The sequence below is a fragment of the Butyrivibrio sp. ob235 genome (assembly GCF_900109475.1).
Classification (GTDB): Bacteria; Bacillota; Clostridia; order Lachnospirales; family Lachnospiraceae; genus Butyrivibrio.
In genome coordinates this window covers 67,392-90,792 of sequence record NZ_FOBE01000015.1, presented here as the reverse complement: position 1 = coordinate 90,792, position 23,401 = coordinate 67,392, and the positions used below count along the sequence as shown (strand labels likewise).

17 protein-coding genes are annotated in these 23,401 nt (G+C 43.2%); 2 read left to right on the top strand and 15 right to left on the bottom strand.

Annotation, left to right across the window (positions count from 1 at the left end; all coding sequences use genetic code 11):
- Positions 1-6: 6 nt before the first annotated feature.
- The 9 genes from BMW61_RS11895 to BMW61_RS11855 form a co-directional block, all read right to left on the bottom strand.
- The gene (locus BMW61_RS11895) at positions 7-720 is read right to left on the bottom strand and encodes a LytR/AlgR family response regulator transcription factor (protein ID WP_091822158.1); all 714 of its coding nucleotides are present in this window, start codon (positions 718-720) and stop codon (positions 7-9) included.
- 355 nt (positions 721-1,075) lie between these two features.
- On the bottom strand, positions 1,076-1,519 hold the full coding sequence (locus BMW61_RS11890; protein ID WP_091822155.1) for a DUF1016 N-terminal domain-containing protein: 444 nt from the start codon (positions 1,517-1,519) through the stop codon (positions 1,076-1,078).
- Positions 1,520-1,950: 431 nt separating this feature from the next.
- Positions 1,951-2,631: an HAD family hydrolase gene (locus tag BMW61_RS11885; protein WP_091822152.1), complete on the bottom strand. Its 681-nt coding sequence runs from the start codon at positions 2,629-2,631 to the stop codon at positions 1,951-1,953.
- Positions 2,632-2,702: 71 nt separating this feature from the next.
- Complete coding sequence (locus BMW61_RS11880; protein ID WP_139176290.1) at positions 2,703-3,287, bottom strand: hypothetical protein; 585 nt, start codon at positions 3,285-3,287, stop codon at positions 2,703-2,705.
- A gap of 154 nt (positions 3,288-3,441) precedes the next feature.
- Positions 3,442-4,671: an MFS transporter gene (locus tag BMW61_RS11875; RefSeq protein ID WP_091822146.1), complete on the bottom strand. Its 1,230-nt coding sequence runs from the start codon at positions 4,669-4,671 to the stop codon at positions 3,442-3,444.
- Between the two features lie 2 nt (positions 4,672-4,673).
- Positions 4,674-5,408, bottom strand: coding sequence for an ABC transporter ATP-binding protein (locus tag BMW61_RS11870; RefSeq protein ID WP_091822142.1), 735 nt, complete (start codon positions 5,406-5,408; stop codon positions 4,674-4,676).
- A 7-nt stretch (positions 5,409-5,415) separates the two neighbouring features.
- Complete coding sequence (locus tag BMW61_RS11865) at positions 5,416-7,689, bottom strand: ABC transporter permease (RefSeq protein WP_175475176.1); 2,274 nt, start codon at positions 7,687-7,689, stop codon at positions 5,416-5,418.
- Positions 7,690-7,776: 87 nt separating this feature from the next.
- Positions 7,777-8,397 carry a TetR/AcrR family transcriptional regulator gene (locus BMW61_RS11860; protein WP_091822135.1) on the bottom strand — a complete coding sequence of 207 codons (621 nt, stop codon included), beginning with the start codon at positions 8,395-8,397 and terminating at the stop codon, positions 7,777-7,779.
- Positions 8,398-8,517: 120 nt separating this feature from the next.
- The gene (locus BMW61_RS11855) at positions 8,518-9,345 is read right to left on the bottom strand and encodes a putative ABC transporter permease (RefSeq protein ID WP_022761714.1); all 828 of its coding nucleotides are present in this window, start codon (positions 9,343-9,345) and stop codon (positions 8,518-8,520) included.
- A 204-nt stretch (positions 9,346-9,549) separates the two neighbouring features.
- On the opposite strand from BMW61_RS11855, the gene BMW61_RS11850 reads away from it, so the two are divergent.
- On the top strand, positions 9,550-10,788 hold the full coding sequence (locus BMW61_RS11850) for an endo-1,4-beta-xylanase (protein ID WP_091822132.1): 1,239 nt from the start codon (positions 9,550-9,552) through the stop codon (positions 10,786-10,788).
- A gap of 162 nt (positions 10,789-10,950) precedes the next feature.
- Here the strand turns inward: BMW61_RS11850 and BMW61_RS11845 are convergent, their stop codons facing one another.
- The 5 genes from BMW61_RS11845 to BMW61_RS11825 form a co-directional block, all read right to left on the bottom strand.
- The gene (locus BMW61_RS11845; protein ID WP_022761716.1) at positions 10,951-12,423 is read right to left on the bottom strand and encodes a carbon starvation CstA family protein; all 1,473 of its coding nucleotides are present in this window, start codon (positions 12,421-12,423) and stop codon (positions 10,951-10,953) included.
- A 144-nt stretch (positions 12,424-12,567) separates the two neighbouring features.
- The gene (locus BMW61_RS11840) at positions 12,568-13,299 is read right to left on the bottom strand and encodes a LytR/AlgR family response regulator transcription factor (RefSeq protein WP_091822129.1); all 732 of its coding nucleotides are present in this window, start codon (positions 13,297-13,299) and stop codon (positions 12,568-12,570) included.
- Positions 13,300-13,355: 56 nt separating this feature from the next.
- The gene (locus tag BMW61_RS11835) at positions 13,356-15,020 is read right to left on the bottom strand and encodes a LytS/YhcK type 5TM receptor domain-containing protein (protein WP_091822127.1); all 1,665 of its coding nucleotides are present in this window, start codon (positions 15,018-15,020) and stop codon (positions 13,356-13,358) included.
- A gap of 26 nt (positions 15,021-15,046) precedes the next feature.
- Positions 15,047-15,850, bottom strand: coding sequence for an alpha/beta hydrolase (locus tag BMW61_RS11830; protein ID WP_022760651.1), 804 nt, complete (start codon positions 15,848-15,850; stop codon positions 15,047-15,049).
- Positions 15,851-15,871: 21 nt separating this feature from the next.
- On the bottom strand, positions 15,872-16,342 hold the full coding sequence (locus BMW61_RS11825; RefSeq protein ID WP_022760652.1) for a methylglyoxal synthase: 471 nt from the start codon (positions 16,340-16,342) through the stop codon (positions 15,872-15,874).
- Between the two features lie 178 nt (positions 16,343-16,520).
- Here BMW61_RS11825 and BMW61_RS11820 point away from each other — a divergent pair, with 178 nt between their 5' ends.
- Positions 16,521-16,796, top strand: coding sequence for a hypothetical protein (locus BMW61_RS11820; protein WP_022760653.1), 276 nt, complete (start codon positions 16,521-16,523; stop codon positions 16,794-16,796).
- 107 nt (positions 16,797-16,903) lie between these two features.
- Here the strand turns inward: BMW61_RS11820 and BMW61_RS21600 are convergent, their stop codons facing one another.
- Positions 16,904-23,368: a leucine-rich repeat protein gene (locus BMW61_RS21600; RefSeq protein WP_139176288.1), complete on the bottom strand. Its 6,465-nt coding sequence runs from the start codon at positions 23,366-23,368 to the stop codon at positions 16,904-16,906.
- Positions 23,369-23,401: the final 33 nt, after the last annotated feature.

Sequence of the window (23,401 nt, the reverse complement as noted above, 5' to 3'; positions counted from 1 at the left end):
AGCAGCTTACTCCACTCTCTTTTTGTTGTAATCCATCAAAGCTTTTACAAAAACCTTATAGTTTTGTTTTGAAATAAGTGCTTCCCCCTTAGACATATAGCACTTTCCTGCATCATACTTCTTTACGAATCGCAAATTTACAAGATACCCTCTATGAGTCCTGAAAAAGCCATCACCTACAAGCTTTTCCAGTTCTGAAAGATGTCCATAATACTCAATTTCATCGGTTCTTGTGTGTACGATTATCCTGGCCCCATACACTTCTGCAAATATAATGTCAGAAGCGCATAGTCTTATATGACTGCCTCGTGAGTTCAACATCACATACTTCTTTTGAGGCTTTAATGTAGCTTTGGCTATTTCCTCTTTTGCAGCCTTTATCACACTTACCAACTTCTCATTTGAGAATGGCTTTACAAGAAAATGGAAAGCTCTCACATCAAAAGCATCAAATACATATTGCTTTTCCCCTGTTATAAAAATGATAACAACATCATCACTAATATCACGAAGTTTCCTGGCGACATCCATTCCGGACACGCCGGGCATCATAATATCCAGGAGAATAATATTCGGCATATAACCATCTTGTTCAACAGATCTCAGCACATCTTCCCCTATACCAAAGCTTATAATCTCATCATCCGGAAATGATGATTTCAGCTCCGACATTATTATGTTTCTTATTTTTTCTTCATCATCACATACTGCTATCTTCATAAGGCAATAATCCTCCAAGTTATTCGTATCATAAATACATAAGAAAAACTATGATCTCATCACGAAACGACCTTTTTCATTTCTGAAATGATTCTGTTACAGCAGAAATTATTCATCTGCCTTAAACCTTATAACCAAATGCCTCATCTGCAGAAGAGATTTTTAGACAGCAACTTCAGCTTATCCAAAAACTGCGCAAGTTTTCGGACTACTCTCCTTTCTAAAAATAAAAATATGGTTGATAGTTCCGTTATGCCCTTTTCCATGTGCACCTGATTTTGGACATAAAAATAGACCAGTAAGTATCGGACGTCTCCGACCTTTGCTGGTCTATGTAATGATATTTTTCAGTTTTCTATAATGTAATTATTCTATTCTTTACCGTTACTTCTATGATAACTTTGTTATGCCCCCAAGGAATAAAAAATATTGCATTTTCCAAATCGTCCCCAGCCTGGGGACGATTTAATTCATTTTCAGAATCGTCCCCAAGTTGAGGACGATTTAATATTTCTGGATACATCTCATAAAAATATCTCATATATTTAAGATTTGTAGGCGAAAACGATTTAATATCTGGAAAGATATCTTTAAGATCCTCACTAATTGTTTTATAAAAGCCAGAACCGTAATTATTCTTCTCGCTCAATCCAACAATATCCCTACCAAGAGACCAATAGAACCTGAGCATATCACTATTAGTTTTCACAGCAGCTTTTAGCTGGGTCTGTCTGAAACGTTTTGATACTTCTGTAATCCAGTCTTTATATTCTTTATCAATTTTAATAAGATTGCTCATATCTCGCCTCCAAATATTCCTATCAAGCAAATCTAATTATACAGTATTGCTTATATCATGTGTAAAAAAACAGCTACCTCGTTTGAGATAACTGCTCCAAAAATCAAAACCCCAGGTGAAACTATCACTCCTAGGCTTACCAAGCTTTAATGGCGTAGGGACGCTTCTATGTACCAAATTTGTGCCAGCTATGTACCAGCATTTCCTACTTCACGTGAATTTACGTGAAATTATGTAAAATTAAGATTTGGGAATTGTTAGGAAAAATGAAGATATGTAACCAGGCGTGACAACACGTGAAATGAGCTAGTTGCCTCGATTCCAAGCTTCATGGTATTTATCTCCTTTAAAAACAAATAATTAACATAATAAAAAGCCCAAATAGGCACAATGAGTTTACCACATTAGGGCTTTTTTCACAAATCTGATTCTTATTTTTCAATACTCTTCAAAACATCATCCTGCGCATATGCATGTTCAAATTCATCAAGCTTGTAGCATGGAACATGTGGCTCAAAAGCCAGATCAGCAAAATACTGTGCCTGAAGGCATTTCATTCCAAGGTCTCTGGCAGCAAAAAGCTCTTTCGATCCACCATCTCCGACATACAGGCATTCCTCAGCAGTAACGCCTAGCTCTTCCATTGCTTTTTCATATATTTCATGCTCAGGCTTACATGTTCCCTGCTCATATGAGAGCATTGCTGCATCTAAGTATGGGAAAATAGAGCTTTTTCTAATAACATCAGCTTCATCAGAATAACAGTTGCTTATAAGACCAATCTTTATGCCGCGTCTCTTAAGCTCCTTCAAAAGAACTATGGTTTCCGCGGGAGTTCGTTCAAATATCCCTTCCAGGGTCTTCCTTCGCTTATCTGCAAGAAGCTTTACGGATTTCTCACTGTAAGCCCCCAGCATTTCAAGGGTTGTTTTTATCCCTTCCTCTATTGTGCAGTTTCCACAGCTTCTGTCATGTTCTGTGGAATGCCATGCATTTTTGAAAGTATCGACCTCGATTTTTAAGTCTGCCGCCATGTCTTCGCTAAAATAAGTATCGCCGGAAAACATTGAAACGAGCGTTTCAAACATGTCAAATATAACAGCTTTAGTCATTTTTAGTCCCTTCATCTAGTAAAAATGAAAGCCTCGATAGCAATATCGAGGCTTTCGATGTCCTTATTATATTATTGTTCTGATATCGAGGCAATCATGCAGGCTACTACAGCACTATATCCCTCATCTGACATGGGTGCAAAAGTAAATTCAAGAACGTAGCCAGTATCTGATGTAAAGCTTACGCAGCATGCATCCTTATTCTTTATTTCATAAATAATACCATGCAAACCATTCAATGTAATATCAGTAATTCCGGATATATCTTTATCTTCTGAAAGAGCATTTTTATATTCCTCAAGAGTCATCCCACCTACATCAACATATACAATACCTGCGACACAATCTCTTTCCTCTGTGGAATAGTAGCCAAGATAGCCCTTCTCAAGATCTTCTTCCGTTAATTCCTCAGGCTGCATAGCATCAGGAATCCACATCTGGCAATCCACTTCATCAAACTGGACAAATCTTCCTGCATCGATCAGCTCATCTGCTCCATCCTGAGAAGTAACCATATCCCAAGTAATATCAGTTGTGCCGATCATGTCCTCGGCAATATTCCCCTTAGCCAAAGCTGTAACCGGCGAAAGAGTCATACTCACAGTAGCTACTGTAGCAAGAATAACGTTGACTTTACTGATCATTTTCCTAATCATAGGCAGTTCCTCCTTAAAAATATACAAAAGAAACATACCCCCAAACTTCCTCCGGTATCAGACTCTACACAGTCTGGCACCATATTAGAAATCATTATACATAAGTTAAATCAATATGTTATGAACAGTATCTAAAATCTATATAAAAAAATATTCAACTATTCTCCAGGGTTCGTATATCTCCGGACATAAGAACGGATACCGATGCCAGGGAGAGACATACTCCCGCAATAAGAATAACCAGAGCGGCTCCTCTTCCAACGCCCCGACCGTCGATTTGCCCAAGCAGATCTGCAGCTGTTCCTGAAACACCGTAGGCGACAACATATCCTATCTGGGAAATGAAACCGATAAGCCCCCACACTCTTCCCTGCGCGCCATCAGGCACATTAGTTCTCACAAGGTAATCCAGGCAGTTGTTTGCAAACGGAAGAGTGGCAAAAAACAAAAATCCGAAGATACATATAATAAAAATATTCTCCCAGAGTCCGAATCCAAACATGAATACTCCAGCAAAGATCAGGGCTATTCCAAGCGTTTTGACATAATATCCCTTTATTCCTTTTATGCCCAGGAACACTCCGCTTACAAGCATTCCGCAGGCGCAGACAGTCTCAGACACACCCAGAGTTTTGGCATCAGCAATTGACAGGATGAGCGGCTCCGCAAGTATCTGAAGCACTCCCATAAAAAGTGTAATTACGGAAGATATAGCTACCAATGTCAAAACTCCTCTTTTTTCACAGAGAATATTCCAGCCCTCTTTCACGCTTTGAAGGAGTGGTTCTTTCTTCTCTATCTCTTTAGCGCCGATACCGTGTCTTACTACCGCTGCACTTATTACTGTCAGGAAAAATGTGCATATATCAATCCCAAGAAGGAGTTTCACATCACTTATTGATAACAGAAAACCTGCTATTATCGGCGAGAGTAAATATCTCGCACTTCCCGCGAGCGACACAAGGCCGCTGGCTTTCGAGAATTCTTCCTTGGTTAAAAGATCGGTAATTGTAGCACGAAATGAAGGTTCAAGAAGTGCCGAGAAACATGCGCTTGCAAAAACTCCGATACATATCTGCAAAAGCGATGCTTCTCCTCTCATCATGCAAAACAGGATACAGGCTACGCCGAGAGCTGAACACCCGTCGCCTATCATCATGAGAAGCCGTCTGTCGTAGCGATCTGCCAGCGCTCCTGCGGGAACTGAGAGCAGCAGTGTTGGAAGAAATCCAAGTAATGTGACCATTGCCATGCTCCCGGCACTTCCCGTCTGTCTGAAAATATATACTCCAAGTCCAAAACTGGTCAGTCCGCCGCCAACAGATGATATAAGTTCACCTGCCCATAAAAGTAAGAATTTTCGGAAATTACTCTTTTTTTCCATATTTACCACCCCATACTTTCCAGCCACACAGCTGTCTCCTGCTCTCTTTCTTTTCTATTTTCCGCTTTATATTTTCCAAGCTTAAGCTCGCCCTTTATCTCGCCATCGAGAATGTACAGTATCCTGTCACATATACCCGCAACCTTACTGTCATGTGTCACCATCAGAATTGTCGTCCCGTCCTGATTGGCCTTTAGAAATGCATCCATAACTTCTGCTGACGCAGACTGATTCAGAGCTCCCGTGGGTTCATCCGCAAAAATGATCTCCGGCTCCATTATCATGCTTCTGCATATGCATGCCCTTTGAAGCTGTCCCCCGGAGACTTCATTCACCCTTCGCATTGCCAAATCTTCTATGTGGAATTTTTCCATAAGTAGTCTCGCCTTCTCATAATGAGCATTGCTTTTTTTCTTATCTGAATGAACTGCCGGAAAAACTATATTATCCTCTATGTTAAGATTTGAAAGGCTGTTCATCTGCTGAAACACAAACCCCATGTGATTAAGCCGAAGCTCTGCTCTCTCATCTTCGCTTAATGCTTCTACGTTTTTCCCGCAAAATGAAATCTCTCCGCCATCCACTGTATCCATGCCGGATACGCTGTATAAAAGCGTTGATTTCCCTGAACCCGATGGCCCCATAATTGCTATAAGCTCACCGGGCAGCACTTCAAAACTTATGCCGTTTAGAATTGCCCCTTTTCTAAGATTTTTTACCTTTAATATTTTCTCCATAGATATCTCACCTTCCTTGTCCGGCCCCCAGGCATTCGTTAGCGCGAATATTTTTTATCTCCAGAAGTGCCGTAAATGCCGCAGCCAAAACTGTAATCACAATCAGCATAGGAACAACCGCTCCTACATAAAACGGATCCATGATAAAGCGAAAGCCCTTCGCTCCCATCATCCCAAGCACTGCTCCTGCCAGCCCCTCTCCCGGAAATGCTCCTGCAACAATGCCAAGCACTATCCCTATAACAAGAACCGCTGCAGCTTTCTTTAGATATTCCTTTCTGATCTCACCACTCGTAAATCCAAGCGCTTTTTTAAAAGAGTTACTTCCTCTTTCTCTCCAGATGAGCAGACGCAGCATCAAAAGAATTACAACAAAAAGAACGAGGCAGGCAAATATCATAACAACAGCAGAAGTGCGTTTTATATTTTCAATGGTCTGACCGTACACTCCGTCCAGATACTCGCTGATGAGAGTCACCTTAATGCCCTCACCCGAATTTGCAAAAGCGCTTCGATATTCTTCTGTCCATTCCTTCAAAGGCTGTCCATCCTTTAAGGAGACATATATGATGCTCCACATCACGGGAAGATTATCATTATCGAAAAGCATACACGCCTTCGCTGTTTTCCCTCCGTTTGTCACATCAGAGTAAATACCGCATACTTTGCAGGATATCTCCGAATCCGCTTTCCCGTCTTTATCGGTAAAAACCTTGATGGTGTCTCCAACATCCACTTTCATCTCCTCCGCATTTAGTACGGAGAGCGCTATCTCATCTGCTTTTGAAGGAAAAGTCCCCTTGCTGTAACTTACCGGAAATTTCCCGTGGTCGCCGTTTTCAATAAGAAGATTGTAGGATGCTCCGTCTGGCATCTCTGTCTTATAGGATTTTGTCTGCATCAGCACAAAGTCGCTAACCCTAGCATCTGTCCCGATTTTCCTTTGAAGCTGTTCTTCCGGGTTATCACCGCCACCTGTCTGCCTTATATCTATGCGAATCTGGCTCTTGCCAATTCCCATATAGGTAACAAAATCGGGTGCACACAGGGTACTCTTGATATTTAGGGGTATCATTATCATAAAAACCGAGAATGCGGTTATTATTCCAATCGGAATCCATAGGTTCTTCTTTTTCCCGAAACTCCCCTGTCCGTTCATGACTAAAACAGCAGATGCTTTCTCGGTTTTGGAAAGTGTCAGTCTCACATACAAAAGGATAATAACCTGAACAAAAAACTCTCCTATGATCATCAGGATACCGATTTTCCCCATCCCTCCTGCATCTCCGTACAGAGCTTTCATCTGGGCCGAAAGAGGGTCCGATATCACTACCGCGAGTAAGCTTCCGAAGATACATCCAAACACGGAAAGGATCATGTATTTGCGCATATATAAAGTGTGAATTCCTCTTCGTGACACTCCGATTGCCTTAAGCATACCTATTTCGGTTTTATCCTTTTCAAGCTGAGTCAGTAGTATGCATCTGATACAAAGCATTGATATAAAAAGCACCACCACACTGACTAGCAGAATAATAAGGATCATTAAGCCGTCCGAAAGAGCATTCATCATTCTGATAAGAGGATATGTGATCGTAGGGCCGTTATCAGGGAGATTCGCATCCTTATAGGTTGTAGCAAAAGCATTGATATCATTTCCGCCCAAAAGCTTGTATTCAATCAGATACTCCTCACTTCCCATCGGTCTCAGGCGCTCATAGTCAGCTCTACTTATCAGAAATCTCTTAGATGAAGCCATGGCAGAATTCATCTGAGAATCCCTTAGAAATCCTGCGACAGTGAGTTCCTCTGAGCCGATACTCAGAACATCTCCCACTTTTACTTCATACTCATCTCTATAGCAGACAGGCACATAGACCTCTCCCTCCCCGGGATCAATAATGTTATTATCCATATCCACAAGATAATCGAATTCCTCACTCTGATAGCAAAGGCCGTTATCCTGCATGTTGGTATCAAAGGTTTTACCACCGATGCGCAGCATACTATTTGATAAATTCAGGAATTTGCATACCTGCCAATTCCGGACATCGCTTCTGTTTTGTGAAAAAACTCTCAGCTCCTCTTCGTCTATCTCTCCGGTATGCATCTGTAAAAAGTCAGGAGTTATCGCAGTGCGCATAAGTGAATCTATGGAATCGGACAGGCTGACAAAAAGAAGTATCGCCAGTCCCAAAAGCGTCGCATTTGCTGCCATGAAGATGCAGGTAGCCATGGCAGAAAGCTTATTCTTTTTTAAATCATTAAGTAAAAGTCTCATATACATTTTTCACCTCGCCCTTACCGACAGATTGTCGGTCAAAGTTTCAAATATATGGGACTCACTTTTGTAAGTCCCTTGTAAATTCTAAAAGAATCTCATAAGCGATTCCTGCATACTCCCTTGTTTTGCCCCAAGGATTCTCTCAGCGTGATAAATAAATGCTTTTCCTTTATTTATCCTTTGCTCCGGTGATAAGTTCTCGTTTTCATCAAAAGCGGTATTTGCATAAAGCATTATCATCTCAGACGCTTCGCTTGGATATGAAGTATTAAACAGCCCCTCTGAAATTCCTTCTTCTATGAGCTTTGTCACCAGAGGAACCACACCGCCAAGCAGCTTCTCCTGCATCTTCTGGTGTAATAGAGCATTCTGAGGTTTATGAATCTGCTCCATGACTTCATCCTTGACATTGCTCTGTACATTAAGTGCACTGAGGGCTCCAACCAGCCTCGCATCAATCGACATATCTTTGCTGCCAACAATCATAGCAGCTCTGGCTATACCCTCCCGGGTCATCCTGTCAATTATCGCATCAAGTATCTCTTCTTTTGATCCAAAATGATGATACAGGGTGCCGCGGGCAATTCCGATTCTGGCTATGATATCATTTGTGCTTGCATTATCGTAGCCTTTTTCGGCAAAGAGCTGCTCTGCAACATCCAATATTTCATTTTTTCTCTCTTCAGCACTTTTAACTATTCTCATCTTCCAATTCTACCTGATACTTTTTTATCTCATAGGAATTTTCTATGAAATAAAAAATATAACCGACAAGCTGTCGGTTATATTTTATTACACATATTTAATTTTGTAAATACCGGATGATTATTTTTTTGACCTGCGCTCTCTTACCTTGTTTTTAAGGTCCTGCGCAAACTTATTCTTCAGTTTCAGATTCGCAAGTTCTTCGTTTTTCCTGGATGTAAAGCTCTCTATTCCAAGAAGTATTCGTCTCTGGTTCAAAGAGAGCTGTTCAACATAAGCCTTTGAGAGCGCTTCCACCCGCAGTTCGGCCGCCGCGCGCTCTTCCGTAATTCTCTGCTCAATAGCTTTGGAAGCTGAGGCCATCTTCTCATAATTGGTCTGGGCTCGAATGTTGAATTCCTCGTGCATCCTCTCAACATCCTTCAAAAGTGCTGAAAGGCTGGCCTCGGTGAGAGCAAAGTCTGCTCCGAATACCATTGCAAGAACTATTGCCAGAACCTCATAGATATGAGGATTGGCCACAGAGTGCAAACCTTCCACAACAGGAATCAGGAATTTTACTATCAAAACTCCGGCTATTCCAAACGCAATACTTACCGGTACGCATATGCGCCCCTGAATGTTTAGAGGCATCGTACTGTAATCCCACCATCTGGCGTGGAATCTTTTTTCAAGTACCCAGGAAGTCGCAAACTCGGCAACAGCACTTCCGAGCATACAGATAATAAATATGCCCCATATAGGAAAATCAGGCGAAGAAAGCACCTTGAAATAGCTGAAAACTACTGATGTTACCACAACGCATGAGCCGTAGATCGGACACACCGGCCCAAACAAAAAGCCTCTGTCCGCCCACTTCTTCTCCTTGGCTGTGCAATAAATTGATTCCCACACCCAGCCCAGAAAGCTGTAGAACAGGAACTCCACGAAATACTTAGCAATTATCATATAAACCCCTCGACTTTTTTTGATTTATTAAAATCATTATAATTCGCTTTTACGGTTTCGTGGATAAAATGTTTACCTTTTGCCGTTTGGCGTTAATCGTTCCCGCAATATAAACGTATATCATGGCAACTAATGGTTAGATAGTACAGCCATGTTCATTTATAGTAGAGAATACAAAAATCAATATTATGTGAGGGAATTAAGATGAAGAGAAAAAATTGCATTTGTGTTCTGTTGATGAGTGCCCTTATTATCTCATCGCTCAGTGGTTGTGGAAGAAATACCAATCCTACCACAAACGGAACAGCAGTTAGTGAGATTTCCACAGAGACAGACGATACTGAGGAAGAATCCGCACCTACGGATGACGCGATTTTAAAGGATCTGTGCGCAAACTATTTCACTATCGGCGTGGGTATAAACGGAAGTACTTTGGACAATCAGACCTTAAACATTCCGCAGTATATGGAGCTCTCCAAGAAGCATTTTAACAGCTGCACAATGACAAACCTGATGAAAAGCTGCTACATACTGGATCAGGTCGGATCACAGAAAAACCTGGAAGAGGGAAATGAAGAGCCTGCTCTTTCATTTATGTCCATAGATCCCACGCTTTCCTGGTGTAAGCAAAATGGCATGAAGATGCGAGGACATACCCTCGTGTGGCACACCCAGGCTCCTGAGTGGTTTTTCAGAGAGGGTTACACAGATGACGGCGAATATGTTTCCAAGGATACCATGCTCCTTAGAATGGAGAGTTATATCCGCCAGCTAGTAACTCATGTTCAGGATGAATATCCCGGAGTTGTTTACTGCTGGGATGTTGTAAATGAGGCAGTCGATCCCGACAGCGCAGACTCTGACAGTGCTTTCATGTGCAGAACCAAAATAGAAAACGCCGATAATCCATGGTACAAGACTATCGGCCAGGACTACGTAGAAATGGCATTTACCTACGCAAGAAAATATGTCGCAGATGATGTTAAGCTTTTCTACAATGACTACAATACCTATCAGGCGCCCAAAACTGAAGGTATTTATACGCTTTGTGAATCTCTGAAAGAAAAAGGACTGATAGACGGCATTGGAATGCAGGGTTACTGGGGCATCGATTATCCTTCGGATGCCGTTATAGAATCTGCAATCCGCAAATTCTCCGAGCTCGGTCTTGAGATTCAGATAACAGAACTCTCAGTGGGAGTCGATGATGAAACCGACGCTCAGTTTAGCAGACAGGCTGATAAATACGGTCGCATTTTCAAAATGCTCTGCAGACTTGACAGTGACAACGGCGGTCCAGCAAACATAACCAATGTCACATTGTTTGGTCTTGTCGATCATTACCGTGAGGGTGATACAACCAACTCAAGGCTCTTTGACAAGTATTACCAGCCTAAACCGGCTTACACGAAAATCGTTGAAGCCTTAACTGAAAGTAATTAAAAAAATCCCCTCATCCGGCACTTCGTGCCACCTGTCTTCGCTCCGCTTCGGTCCGCGCTGAACCGACGTCCCCCGGACGTCGAGCGCCCCCAGAGGGGGAAGGCAATTAAAAACGGGAGCCGAAGCTCCCGTTTTAGTTTGCCTGTAAATCACCACCTGCTGTCAGGCTGTGTGTAAGTGCTGATGGTGATCATCTTTTTTTTCGTCGTTCACCACCGGCTTTCTTGTGCTTACAATGAAGAGTCCCAGGAATGCAATCGCTGCGATAATTCCAACAGGATAAGCAATCATTGTCGACAGATGCAGGCACTCGGGTGCGCAGAAGAAATATGTAACGGATACTGCGGACATGAAGGTTGCGGGAACTGCTGTAATCCAGTAGTTCTTGGAATTTCTGTACAAGTACATTGATGCTGTCCAAAGAGCTATCATAGCAAGTGTCTGATTCGACCAGCTGAAGTATCTCCAGATGACATTGTAGTTAAGCTGGCTGATAAATGCGCCTGCAAGAAGAAGCGGTACACAGAGGATAAGTCTCTTCATATAAGGCTTCTGATCTACCTTGAACCAGTCTGAAATAACAAGTCTTGCTGAACGGAAAGCTGTGTCGCCTGATGTGATAGGACAAGCGATAACACCGAGCATTGCAAGAACTATACCAAAGCCGCCCATTGTCTTTGTGCAGATATCATATACGCATGCTGCCTGGCCATTTCCAAGCATTTCTGTAAGACCTGCTGTAAGGCCGCCGGTTCTTGCATAAACTGCACTGCCTGCTGCAGCCCAAACCAGGGCGATTATACCTTCACATACCATTGCTCCGTAGAATACCATATGGCTTTCTTTTTCAGTCTTGCAGCAGCGAGCCATCAGAGGTGACTGGGTTGCATGGAATCCTGAAATAGCGCCGCAGGCAACAGATACGAACATCATTGGCCATATAGGTGTGCTGCTGGGATGAAGATTGGATAATTCGATCTCAGGGATTGTATATCCATGTGTGAAAATTCCAATGCCAACACCAACTGCCATAACTATAAGGCAGATACCGAATACGGGATAAAGCTTACCGATGATCTTATCGATCGGAACAAAGGTTGCGATAAAGTAATAAACAAGAATAAGAGCAAGCCAGAAGGTTGTGTTCGTAAGAAGTCCTGAACCTCCCTGATTACCAATAAGAAGTGAAATAAGTCCGGCCGGGCCTACTGCGAAAACAGTACCAACCATTACAAGCAGTACTACGCTGAAAACACGCATGATGGTTTTCATAATGTTTCCAAGGTACATACCTGTAAGCTCAGATACGCTTGCGCCGTCATGACGCATACTCATGAAACCTACCGAGAAGTCATGTACACCACCTGCAAGTAAGGTTCCGAGGGTAATCCAGAGGAATACGGATGTTCCCCACTGAGCTCCTGCAAGAGCACCGTAGATCGGTCCGAGACCTGCGATGTTAAGGAGCTGAATCAAAAATAGTTTCCATCTCGGCATTACAACAAAGTCTACACCATCATTGATTCTTACTGCCGGAGTCTGTCTGTCATCCGGCCCATATACTTTTTCAACAATGCCGCCGTAGATAAAATAACCTGCTACCAAAACACACAAACATACCAAAAAGCTGATCATATGAATCCCCTCCTATACTTTAGTGAAAGACATTTCTTCCCTACTTTTAAGTATAGTCGCAGAAAATCCCGAAGCAATGCTCCGGGATTCAAATGCAAAAAATGGGTACTAAAATGTATATGCTTATAAAAATCAGTTATATATTCAGACTCCAAAATGAGTTTTTATCTCATGGATCATATTACGGCTTATAGGAATAGTCTCCTCACCGCAATCCTTAAGCTTGCATGCATATCCGTTATTGTAATCGGGCACAAGGGCTTCACAGGCATTTAAGTTTACTATAAAGCTTTTGTGAACCCTGACAAACTGGTCGCCTGCAGAGGAAAGCTTCTTCTCCCATTCAATAAGAGGATCTCCTGTAAAGTATACGCTCTTATGGCAGTGGACCTTGGCTCCCTTGTGTACCGCCTCAATATAACTGATGCTGTCAGCCATAACCACTTCCATGTGATCTCCCGCCGGAAGTGCAAAGGGCCCCGGCATCTTTTTTACCGCGACTTTTCTTTGCATGAGTTTCTCGACAGCTTTCCTTATGCGCACCTCGTCAAAGGGCTTCATGACATAGTCAATGGCATCAAGTTCAAAGGCATTCAGGGCATAGGTTTCATAAGCCGTCACAAATACAATCGCGGCATCCGGCGTTTTCTTTATGATTGTCTCAGCAAGCTCTGTTCCCTTCATGTCCCCGAGCTCAATGTCAAGAAAACAGACATCAAAATTCACTTTTTCTGTCAGCTCCAGAACTGCTGCTCCGCTGCCCGCTTCGTGGATCTCGGCATCGGGACGGTTTAGCTGTCTTATTATTTTTTCAAGCAGGAAACGCAGTTCGCTGCGTGCCGGACGTTCGTCGTCGGCGATAAGGATTCGTGTCATTTTTTTCACCTCATCCGCCCTTCGGGCACCTTACTCCAGAGGGGGAAGGCATATAATCAAATTAGTGTCCTGGGTGGGATACGGATTGTAACGGTTGTGCCCTCAGGTGATGAATCGATTACGAGGCCGTACTTTTCTCCGTAGATGCTGCGAAGTCTTCCGTCAACATTAAGGAGTCCGTATTTACCTTTGGTCGTTTTATCATTGAAAGCACGGAGTACCTGATCGGGAATGCCGTGGCCGTTATCGGATATTTTTATCAAAAGCTCCTCGCCGTCCATTCCGGCATCTATCCTGACTTCTCCGATCTCTCTTTTCATCGCTCCGTGCTTAATCGCATTCTCAACAATGGGCTGGAGGATCAGCGTCGGAACCTGCATATGAATATCTTCCTCGATATTCTTCTCTATTCTGAGCCTATCCTCGAATCGGGCCTTCTCAAGCATCAGATATGCATCCACCTGCTCAAATTCAGCAGCGATATCTATCATGTAGTCATTACTCGAATTAAGGTTATGCCTGAAGTACACGCTTAGCGCCAGCAAAAGCTCTCTGGCATAGTCGGGCTTTTCTCTACAAAAACAGGAGATAGTATTTAAACTGTTAAACAAAAAATGAGGATTTATCTGCGACTGAAGTACCCTAAACTCTGCGCGCTCTCGCATCTTCTTTTGGTACTCAACCTGATAGGCTTCATAATTGGTTGAAAAGAATTTTGCCAGCGCAGATACCAGACATTCCGCAGCCTCCGGAGATGAATATCGTCTTTCAAATACCAGAACAAGGTATCCCCAGGTTTCATTTCCCATTGTTACTCGGCAGCCGGAAGCAACCAGTGCCTGCCTGAAACCGAAGGGACGTTTTTCCTTCCTGTAGATAAGCTGAGTGGTACACTCTTTTTCCATGCCCTCCACAAAGTCTTCACTGAACTCATACTCACTTTCAAAGAGCCTGTTCTTCTGACTGTAAGGCAAGAAGAATACGTCTCTGCACCTGGAAAAGCCGCTGATAGTCTTCTCCATCTCCTTATAATCATCATCGGTGATACGACTTTTCCTGATATTCAATACGCAGGCGTCCGCAATATTCAGAGCAAGCCTCATCTTATCCGCCGCTATAAGATTCTGCTTCGTATAGACATCCTCGAACACGGAGAAAAACCACACCATTCCGGCTGAATTAAATGCCACCATGGGTATGGCGATAACCTTAACAATGCTCTCCGCAAGGCTAAAGGGCTTTACGAAAATGAGAAGGTTAACCATGTGAAGACACTCGCAGGCAGCGGTTATCATCACAAGGAAGTACCACTCAAAATCAATATTTCTTTTCTGGAAAAAGGTGTAGATTAAAGCGCCAAGAACGCCCTCCATAAAAGTGGAAAGTGCGCAGGCGAAGGTGGTCACACCATGAATATCAAAAAGGATACGATGAACAGAGCCGATGAGCCCTGCAAGAATCCCCACGGTAGGTCCGCATAAGAGACCTCCCGCAAGGGCACCCAGAACACGGGTGTTGGGTATGGCGCCCTGAACCTGGGCGCCTGTACAGGTCGAAAAAATGCAAAAGCCGCCAAAGATTGCTCCAAGCACCAGCTTGGCTAAAAGCGTGTGCTTTTTTTCTTCGCAGATTATCTGTGTTACTACCGGAATCCTGACTAAAATATTGGCAATCAGAATCAGAAAGCCGATATTAACGATCATGTTATAGTACAGTTCCATACAACCCCCAACAGACTTTTCCCCAATTATCCGACTGTGTTAAGAACCCACTCAACTCCGTTATAAATATACTTGTTCCAGAACTTCCAATCATGGATTCCGGGACCTTCTTCGTATTTCATGTTTGCATCATTGTCTTCAAGGAATTTCCTCATCACCTGATTGTTCTCGTAGAGGAAATCCTCTGTTCCGACTGCCATGTAAATCGGAGGGATACTCTTACCCTCATCCTTGAGGCGCTTGTACAAAACCTCCGGATTGGCATCGGATTCCACTACCTTGGTGGTATCTCCGAATACCTCGCTGTAATATTCGTAGTTTGCTACATCATTGCCCTCTCCCGGCTTCATGTTTCCAACCTCATGAATGATGAGTGCGGAAGACAGTGCCACAATTCCTCCAAAGGTCTCAGGAAAAGCAAGACCTGTGTGAAGGGCTCCGAAGCCTCCCATGGAAAGACCGGCAATGAAAGTGTCCTCTTTTTTATCAGATAAGCCAAACAGTTTTCTTGTAAATTCCACCACTTCCTTACCTGCGAAGGTGCAGTACTGGTGGCCTGTAGCCTTTCTGTCCAGATAAAAATTGTTGCCGGCTGTAATCATGATAACCGCAAGGTTATAAGTAGAAGCCAAATCCTCAGCGACACCGCTGTAAATCCAGTCGCTCTCATTTCCGGAATAGCCGTGAAGAAGATACAAGGTCTTCATGGGTCGCTTGAAATTCGGATTCTCTGCCACCATAAAGTCCGGAGTATCTGCCGGAATAGAATAATTGATGTTAACCTGTCCCCCCTGGGCAAGTGAATAATATCTAAGTGTACCTGATGCCATTTTTCCTTCTCCTCCCGGGCATCAGAGCAAGGTCTCTGCTCTATGCTCAATATTCTGCTTGAAATTTATAATGTCGTGATCATATTCCTCATCCATAAGTGTTGAATGAATAAGGAAATCAGCTGTTGCCTTGTTGTTTGCAAAAGGTATGTCATACACCTGGGCAATTCTCATGAGAGCCTTAACATCGGGATCATGAGGCGCTGCTGTCAGGGGATCAGAGAAGAATATTACAAAGTCGATCTTACCCTCAACGATTTTAGCTCCGATCTGCTGGTCTCCGCCAAGAGGGCCTGAATTGTAACCTCTGACCGGAAGATCCGTCGCATCTGTAATCATGCGTGCTGTGGTTCCTGTGCCGCATAAAAAGTGTTTCTTCAGCAGTTCCGCATTATTCTTGCACCACTCGATAAGCTCAGCCTTTTTACCATCGTGAGCTATGAGCGCGATATTTTTCTGCTTTTTGATTGTCAGTGTAATTGTCTTTGACATTTTTGTTTTTTTCCTCCCACTACATATAGTATTTTCTTTCTATACCGAATATACAAATTATAGTCTTTTTACGCCCTTTTTTCAAAAGCTTACTTGGTTTATTTTTAAGATAACTTTTAGATTTTTATAGCATGAAAAGGGTTAAAATATAGATATAGAGAAACAAGGAGACTACCTTATGGATATCTTAAAAATCAATTCTCTTATAAATATAGCAAAAGACGATCTTCAGGATGATCCGCAGTTTAAGCACTACCATGATTTACTTGATCAGGAGCGCGCCATTTTAAACGATCTGGGCTATGATCCGGAAAAAATGGTGAATATCCTTTACGAAATCTGGTGCCAGAGGCTTGGATACATTCTGGATAATGAGGCGAGCCTTACAAAACGTTTCTCCGATGCGCTCGCAGAGATTCAGGATTTTCCGTTCCCTTTGGATGAAGATAAATAAGGTATCTTCCGGCACCCGGAAGGTGTCAATATCTCATTAGCTAGATAATACAAAAAGACGCAGAATAGATTTCTCTATCTGCGTCTTTTCTTATGCTATTTAGATGATTACTTTATCTTAGCATCTGCCTGCTTCTTAAGCTTCTTAATAAATTTAGCCTTAGCTTTTCCTTTAACACTCTTGACCTTGATGGTTGCACCACCGGCAAGCTTCTTAAAGGCGCCCTTTCCTACCTTAAGAGACTTATTCGCCTTAATTGTTATTTTCTTAAGCTTTGTATTCTTAAAGAATGCTTTGTTACCAATCTTCTTTACGTTCTTGCCGATCTTAAGAATCTTAAGAGTCTTGTTACCCTTGCAGGCATTTGCCTTGATCTGAACTACAGGATACTTAACACCATTTAATGTAATAGCGTTAATGTAAGCCTTTTTAATCTTTCCAATCTTTGTAACTGTAGCTCTTCCGTCAGCACCAACATAGTATGTGATGCCTCTTATTGTAACAGTTGCCGGAAGGACTCCATTGAATTCGAAGTTCTCGTCCTCATCCCAGTCAGCAAAATCGGGATCAAATTCATTATCATCTTCTTCATAATCAGAAGTACTCCATTTGCTTCCAGACTTAGCTTGACCGTTATTACTTTCATTAGCATTTTCTGAGTTCTCAGATTTTTCGGGAACTGTTTCGGAATTACCGTTGTTCCCGGCAACATCCTGTGGAATTACTGCTTCACCGGTTCCGGCACCTGTGCCGTTGCCTGATCCGTTGTTGCCACCGTTCTCCAAACCTTCGGGAGTAGTACCCTGGCCGTTTCCGTTTTCACCTGTTTCGGTGTTACCAGTGCCGTTCTCGCCTGCGCCGGTGTTACCTGTGCCGTTCTCGCCTGCGCCGTTATCACCATTTGCAGGATCATTTTTGGAGGAGGGATCAGTATTCTGACCATTCTCGCCTGCCTTCTTTTCATCCTCGGCTATCTGAGCTGCTTCTTCAGCTGCCTTCTTTGCTGCCTCTTCTTCAGCTGCCTTCTTAGCCGCCTCCTCGGCTGCCTCTTCAATAGCCTTCTTGTCTTCATCAGATATGATTGCTTCAACGGCCTGATTTGCTGCATCTTCAGCTCTCTTAGCATCCTCAGCTGCCTGAGCCGCAGCTTCAGCTGCCTTAGCTGCATCTGTTGCTGCCTTAGCTGCAGCATCTGTAGCTTCTGTGTCGTCTAATCCTTCAGCTGCCTTAGCTGCTTCATCAGCTGCTTTCTGTGCTGCGTCTGCTGCATCCTTAGCGTCTTCTGCTGCCTGCTGTGCTCTGTCTGCCGCATCAGCTGCTGCCTGGGCTGTATCTTTTGAAGGATCCTTTTTAGCTTCTGCCTCAGCATTTGCTGCTTCATCAGCTGCTGTCTTTGCTTTTTCAGCTGCTTTTGTTGCTTCATCTGCTGCTGTCTGTGCCTTCTCTAAAGCTTCAGCTTTCTTAGCTGCGTCTGCTGCTTGCTTTGCTTCATCAGCTGCCTTCTTTGCTGCTTCCGCTGCTTCCTTTGTATTCTTTACAGCATCTGCTGCTGCCTGTGCTACTTCTGATGCTTCTTTTGCAGTTGTTGCAGCATTTCCGGCTGTATTTGCTGCAGTATTAGCTGTACCTTCAGCAACTTTATTTCCTGCATCAGTTGCTGTCTTCTTAGCATCTGCTGCATCCTGTGCTGCATTCTCAGCTGCCTTTGCTGCTGCCTCTGCTGCTTTTTTAGCTGCGTCAGCTGCATCCTCTGCTGCCTTTATATTTTCTGCTGTACGCTCTTTATCAGCAATCTCTGCCTTCTTTGTTGCATCATCTGCAAGATTCTTTGCCTTATCAGCTGCATCCTTGGCATCATCTGCTGCCTTTTTAGCTGCATCTGCTGCATCCTGTGCTGCCTGTCTTGCTGCAGCATTTTCTGCACTCAGCTTATCGTTATACTTTTTCTGAACATCCTTTGCTGCTTCAGCTGCTTTCTCTGCTGCATCTGCTGCATCCTTAGCTGCTTTCTTCGCTTTAGCTACTGCATTGGACGCTTCCGTAGCAGCTGCTTCAGCTGCATCCTTGGCCTTAGCAATCTTATTAAGCCATGCTGTTTTATCTTCACTATCAGGATATGCTTTTGCCTCTGTTTCAGCCTGATCTATAGCTTTCTTAGCTGTATCAATCAATTCAGCTGCTTTATTTCCTGATTTTTCAGCTGCTTTAGCCTTGTCAGATGCTGTCTTTGCCTCAGTCTTTGCTTTCTCTGCTGCTTTAGAAGCTTCATTTACTGCATCTTCAGTAATGTCATTATCATCCTTCTTTGCTACATCTTCTGCTGTTTTCTGTGCATTCTGCGCCTCTACCTTAGCTGCATCAGCTGCATCGGCTGCTGCTGTTGTCTCATCTACAGTTTTTCTGATCTCTGCACCCTGAGAAGCTCTCTTTGCTTCCTGGTATGCTGCAGTTGATGCCTGGGATGCTGAATTTGCTGCTTTTCTGGCTTCTTCTGCTGCCTTTGCTAATGTCTGTTTATAATCTTCATTATTTGTCTTAGCTGCTGCATCTGTTGCTGCCTGTGCTTTTTCATATGCTGTTTTTGCTTTTTCATATGCTGTCTTTGCTGCCGTCTCCGCAGCTGTTACAGCCTCAGGAGAATAACTATCATTTGTGTTATTAACTAACTCATTTGCTGTTTTAGCTGCTTCGTTTGCTTCCTCAGCTGCTGCCTGTGCTTCACTTATTGCCTTATCTACTGCATCCTTTTCAAGATTGTTCTGTGCTGCCTGTGCCGCCTCTCTTGCTGCCTGTGCTGCTGTATTTGCTGCTCCTGCCGCTGAATTAGCAGCTCCAGCTGCTGTATTTGCTGCTCCTTTGGCAATTTCATCATCTGTATTGCCGGCTGCCTCGCTGGCTGCAGTTGCTGCTGTTTCTGCTGCCTTTGCTGCTTCTTCTGCATTTATTGCTGCAGTATTTGCCTCGTCAATTGTTGCCTGAGAAGGAGTCTTCTCCACAGCTGCCTTTGCCTCATTTGCTGCTATAGCTGCTTCTGCTGCCTTTGCTGCTGCCTCTGCTGCTTCTGCTGCCTTCTTAGCTGCAGTTGCTGCTGAAACCGCATTTGTGGCGTCATCTACAGCCTTGCCTGCTGAAGTTATCGTTGCTGCATCACCGGATGACTGAGCTGCAGTCTTTGCTGCCTCTGCTGCTTCCTTTGCCTTTTCAGCTTTATTTACTGCATCATTAGCTGCATCCTTGGCCTTATTGGCTTTATCTTTAGCATCATTTGCTGCTGCTTTTGCTTCTTCAAATGTTGAATCTGACGGATTCTCCTGCGCAGCTTTTGCAGCCGCTTCTGCTTTTTCAGCAGCTTCCTTTGCTGCTTCTGCAGCATCCTTTGCTCCGTCAACTGCATTAGTTGCTTCTGTTTTTGCTGCCGCAGCTTCTGTTTGTGCTTTCTGGAGTGCTTCTGTTGCCTTCTGATTAAGTTTACTCTGAGCTTCTTCTGCAACACGTCTTGTCTCTGAAGCTTCTTCTATTGCCTGGTTGGCAGCTGTGGTTGCATCCCCTATCGCTGTCTTTGCTGTATTTGCGGCATCCTTTGTAGCATCCGATATATAAGGATTATTCAAAATGCTGTTAATTATATCTGTTAAGGATGAAGCAGTCTTTTTTGTCATGTCTGCAGTTGGAACTGCTGCATCTGCTGCTGATTTAGCTGCATTAATCTGACCTTCTGTGGGATCAACAGCATCAACTGCCTCTCTTGCATTGATTGCTTCAGTTTTTGCTGAATCCGCCTGACCTTTAACTGCCTCTGCTGCTGCCTTTGCACTTTCTGCCTGCTTTTTTGCAGCTTCATCAAGAGCATTCTTAGCTGCTGCAATATCATCAGCTGCTACTTTCAGAGCTTCTTCTACGGTTTTTATTGCTGTATCTGCCAGGCCTACTGCTGTCTCAGCATCTTTCTTTGAAGAATTATTCTTATCAGTTATTGCCTTAGCTGCTGCATCTGCTGTTGCCATTGCTGTCTCTGCTGCAGTCTTAGCTGTTTTTGCCTTTTCTGAAGCCTCCTCAGCTGCTTTTATCGTATCTACTGTAGGAGTTGCTTTTGCTTCAGAAGCTTTCTTCTTAGCTTCCTCTGCTGCCTTCTCAGCATTAACTGCAGCCTTTTCTGCTTCGTCTGCTGCCTTAGCTGCTGCAGTTGCCTTTTCCGCTGCTTCCTTTTCTGCAGCTTCAAGTTTTCCCTGTCCCTCTTCTGCTGCTTTTTCTGCTGCCTTTTTAGCTTCTGTAGCCTTTGTTACAGCATTTTCTGCTGCTTTCTTAGCATCTTCTGCTGCTTTCTTTGTATCAGCATCAGTTGCATTAGTTATGGCTTCCTCTGCAGCCTTTTCAGCTGCCTGTGCCTCAGTTATTGCATCTTCTGCTTTCTTAGCTGCTGCACTTGCTTCCGCTACTGTATCTGCTGAAGGCTTATCCTTTGCTGCCTGTGCTGCATCACTTACTTCCTTAGCAATCTTTACTACTCTTGCTGCATCTGCTGCTGCCTTTGCTGCATCTGCAGATACTGTAGCTGCATTTGCTGCATTTATTGCCTTTGTTGCCGCATTTTCCGCATTCTTATTTACTGTAGAATCTGTTGTATTTGCTGCTTTTGTTGCTGCTGTTGCTGCCTCTGCTGCTGCTTTTGCTTTGTTTATTGCTGCCTCTGCTGCATCTTCAGCATTCTTTGCTACTATCTCCAGTTTTTCTATGGAAGGTTTTTCCTTCTCTGACTCTGCATTGGCTGCTGCAGCTGCATCTCTTGCTGCCTTTGCTGCTGTGTTTGCCTCATCTGCAGCAGTTGTTGCTGCTGCCTCTGCTGATTCTGCTTTATCAATAAGTTTTTGCTTAGCTGATTTTACAGCATCCTTTGCATTCTTCGCTGCTGTATTAGCTGCATCCTTGGCATTCTTCGCTGCTGTATATGCATTTCCAGCTGCTGTCTGAGCATCTTTGCTATATGCTGCACTTTTTGCATTTTTAGCATTTTTCGCAGCTGTGTCAGCTGCCTTTGCTGCATCTGTTGCTGCCTTTGCTGCTGTTTCTGCTGTTTTGATTGTGTCTGCACTTGGTGCCGCATTTGCTGAATCTGCTGCTCTCTGGGCCGCGCTTGCCGCATTATTTGCAACTGTTGCTGCATCATTAGCTGCCTGTGCTGCTGCTGTTGCTGCATCATCAAACTTTTTCTTTGCTGAAGTTGCTGCTGATTTAGCCTGTATAGCTGCGCTTTCAGCAAGATAAGCATAGTAACGGGCATAAAATACATTATTATTTGCTCTGGTTTTTGCATCTGAATCCGTTAATTTAGACACAATATCATATAATGCCGTTGCAGCTGCATCAGCTCTGCTTGCTGCTTTATTAGCTGAATCTGCTGCTTCAAGCGCTTTTGAAATAGTATCTGCAGTAGGATTATTCTTAACATTTGTTGCAGCATTTGAAGCTTCCAGGTATGCATAGTATGCTTCCGTGTATGCACTCTGAGCTTCAGAAATTTCTGCGCTGGGATCAATGATCGGGTTGGGCTTATCTGCCATAACAAATTCCACATCACTGATGGATACCTTTTTTGTTGACCAGTATATATTCCCTTCGTAATCATCATTATTTGACATTACGCCAAAGTATCTGGCTTTTCCGGCCACAGGTTCAGTTCCGAAGTTTCCGGTTCCGTTTATATCATATCTGCACCATATTTGATTGAAGTTTTTATCATATAAAATATATGTAAGAGTTCTAAGAGAAGTATCCCAACTGTATATTTTTGCTTTTATGCTGACAAGCTTACTTATATCAATATCTTGTCCGAGGTCAAAATAAGATTCCTGATAATCTCTTCCGAAATAAATACTTCCGTCTGTTATGACATTCTTATTACCCCAATACTTATTATCCTCATTAGGATACATATTGTAGAATGCCATATTCTTTTTTGCAAAATACGTTAAAGTATTTGTTGTTCCGGAATATGTAGATGACTGATCACCATGACTCTTTTTTACAACAGTAACTGAGTTTATTCCGATTACTGTTCCTGCTACCTGGGATACAAAGCCTATATATTTGAACTTACCGGAGAAATCTGGCTTGATAATAATCTCACCGTTTGAATTCATGCTTTGATTATACAGATCTGCCTTATTTTTGTGAGTATCATTATTGCCATCGCTCAGTGTAATTTCATCATGCAATGCCAGGGAAATCGGAGTATTCTGACGGCTCAGTTTTATCCTGATTTCGTATACATCATAGCCCTGATATTCATCTTTCAATTCAAAAATATATTCTTTATGCTTGCTCGCAAAGTATATATTATTTGCCGGTTGTGACTGATCACCTGTGCTTTTCCATCTGGGCCAAACTTCCTTATTATTATTTCCGTATTTTATGGACTCACCGGGAATGTCACCATTTCCGGACCAGATAAAATTCACATTAGCATAGCCGCTGATTGTCGCTGCTTCTGCACTAAGGGTATTTACATTGAACACCCCTATCATAAGCGCGATAGCGAGCACGAATGAAATTACTTTGCTAGACCTCTTCAACATTTTTCTTCTCCATAGCACAATCATAATTACATG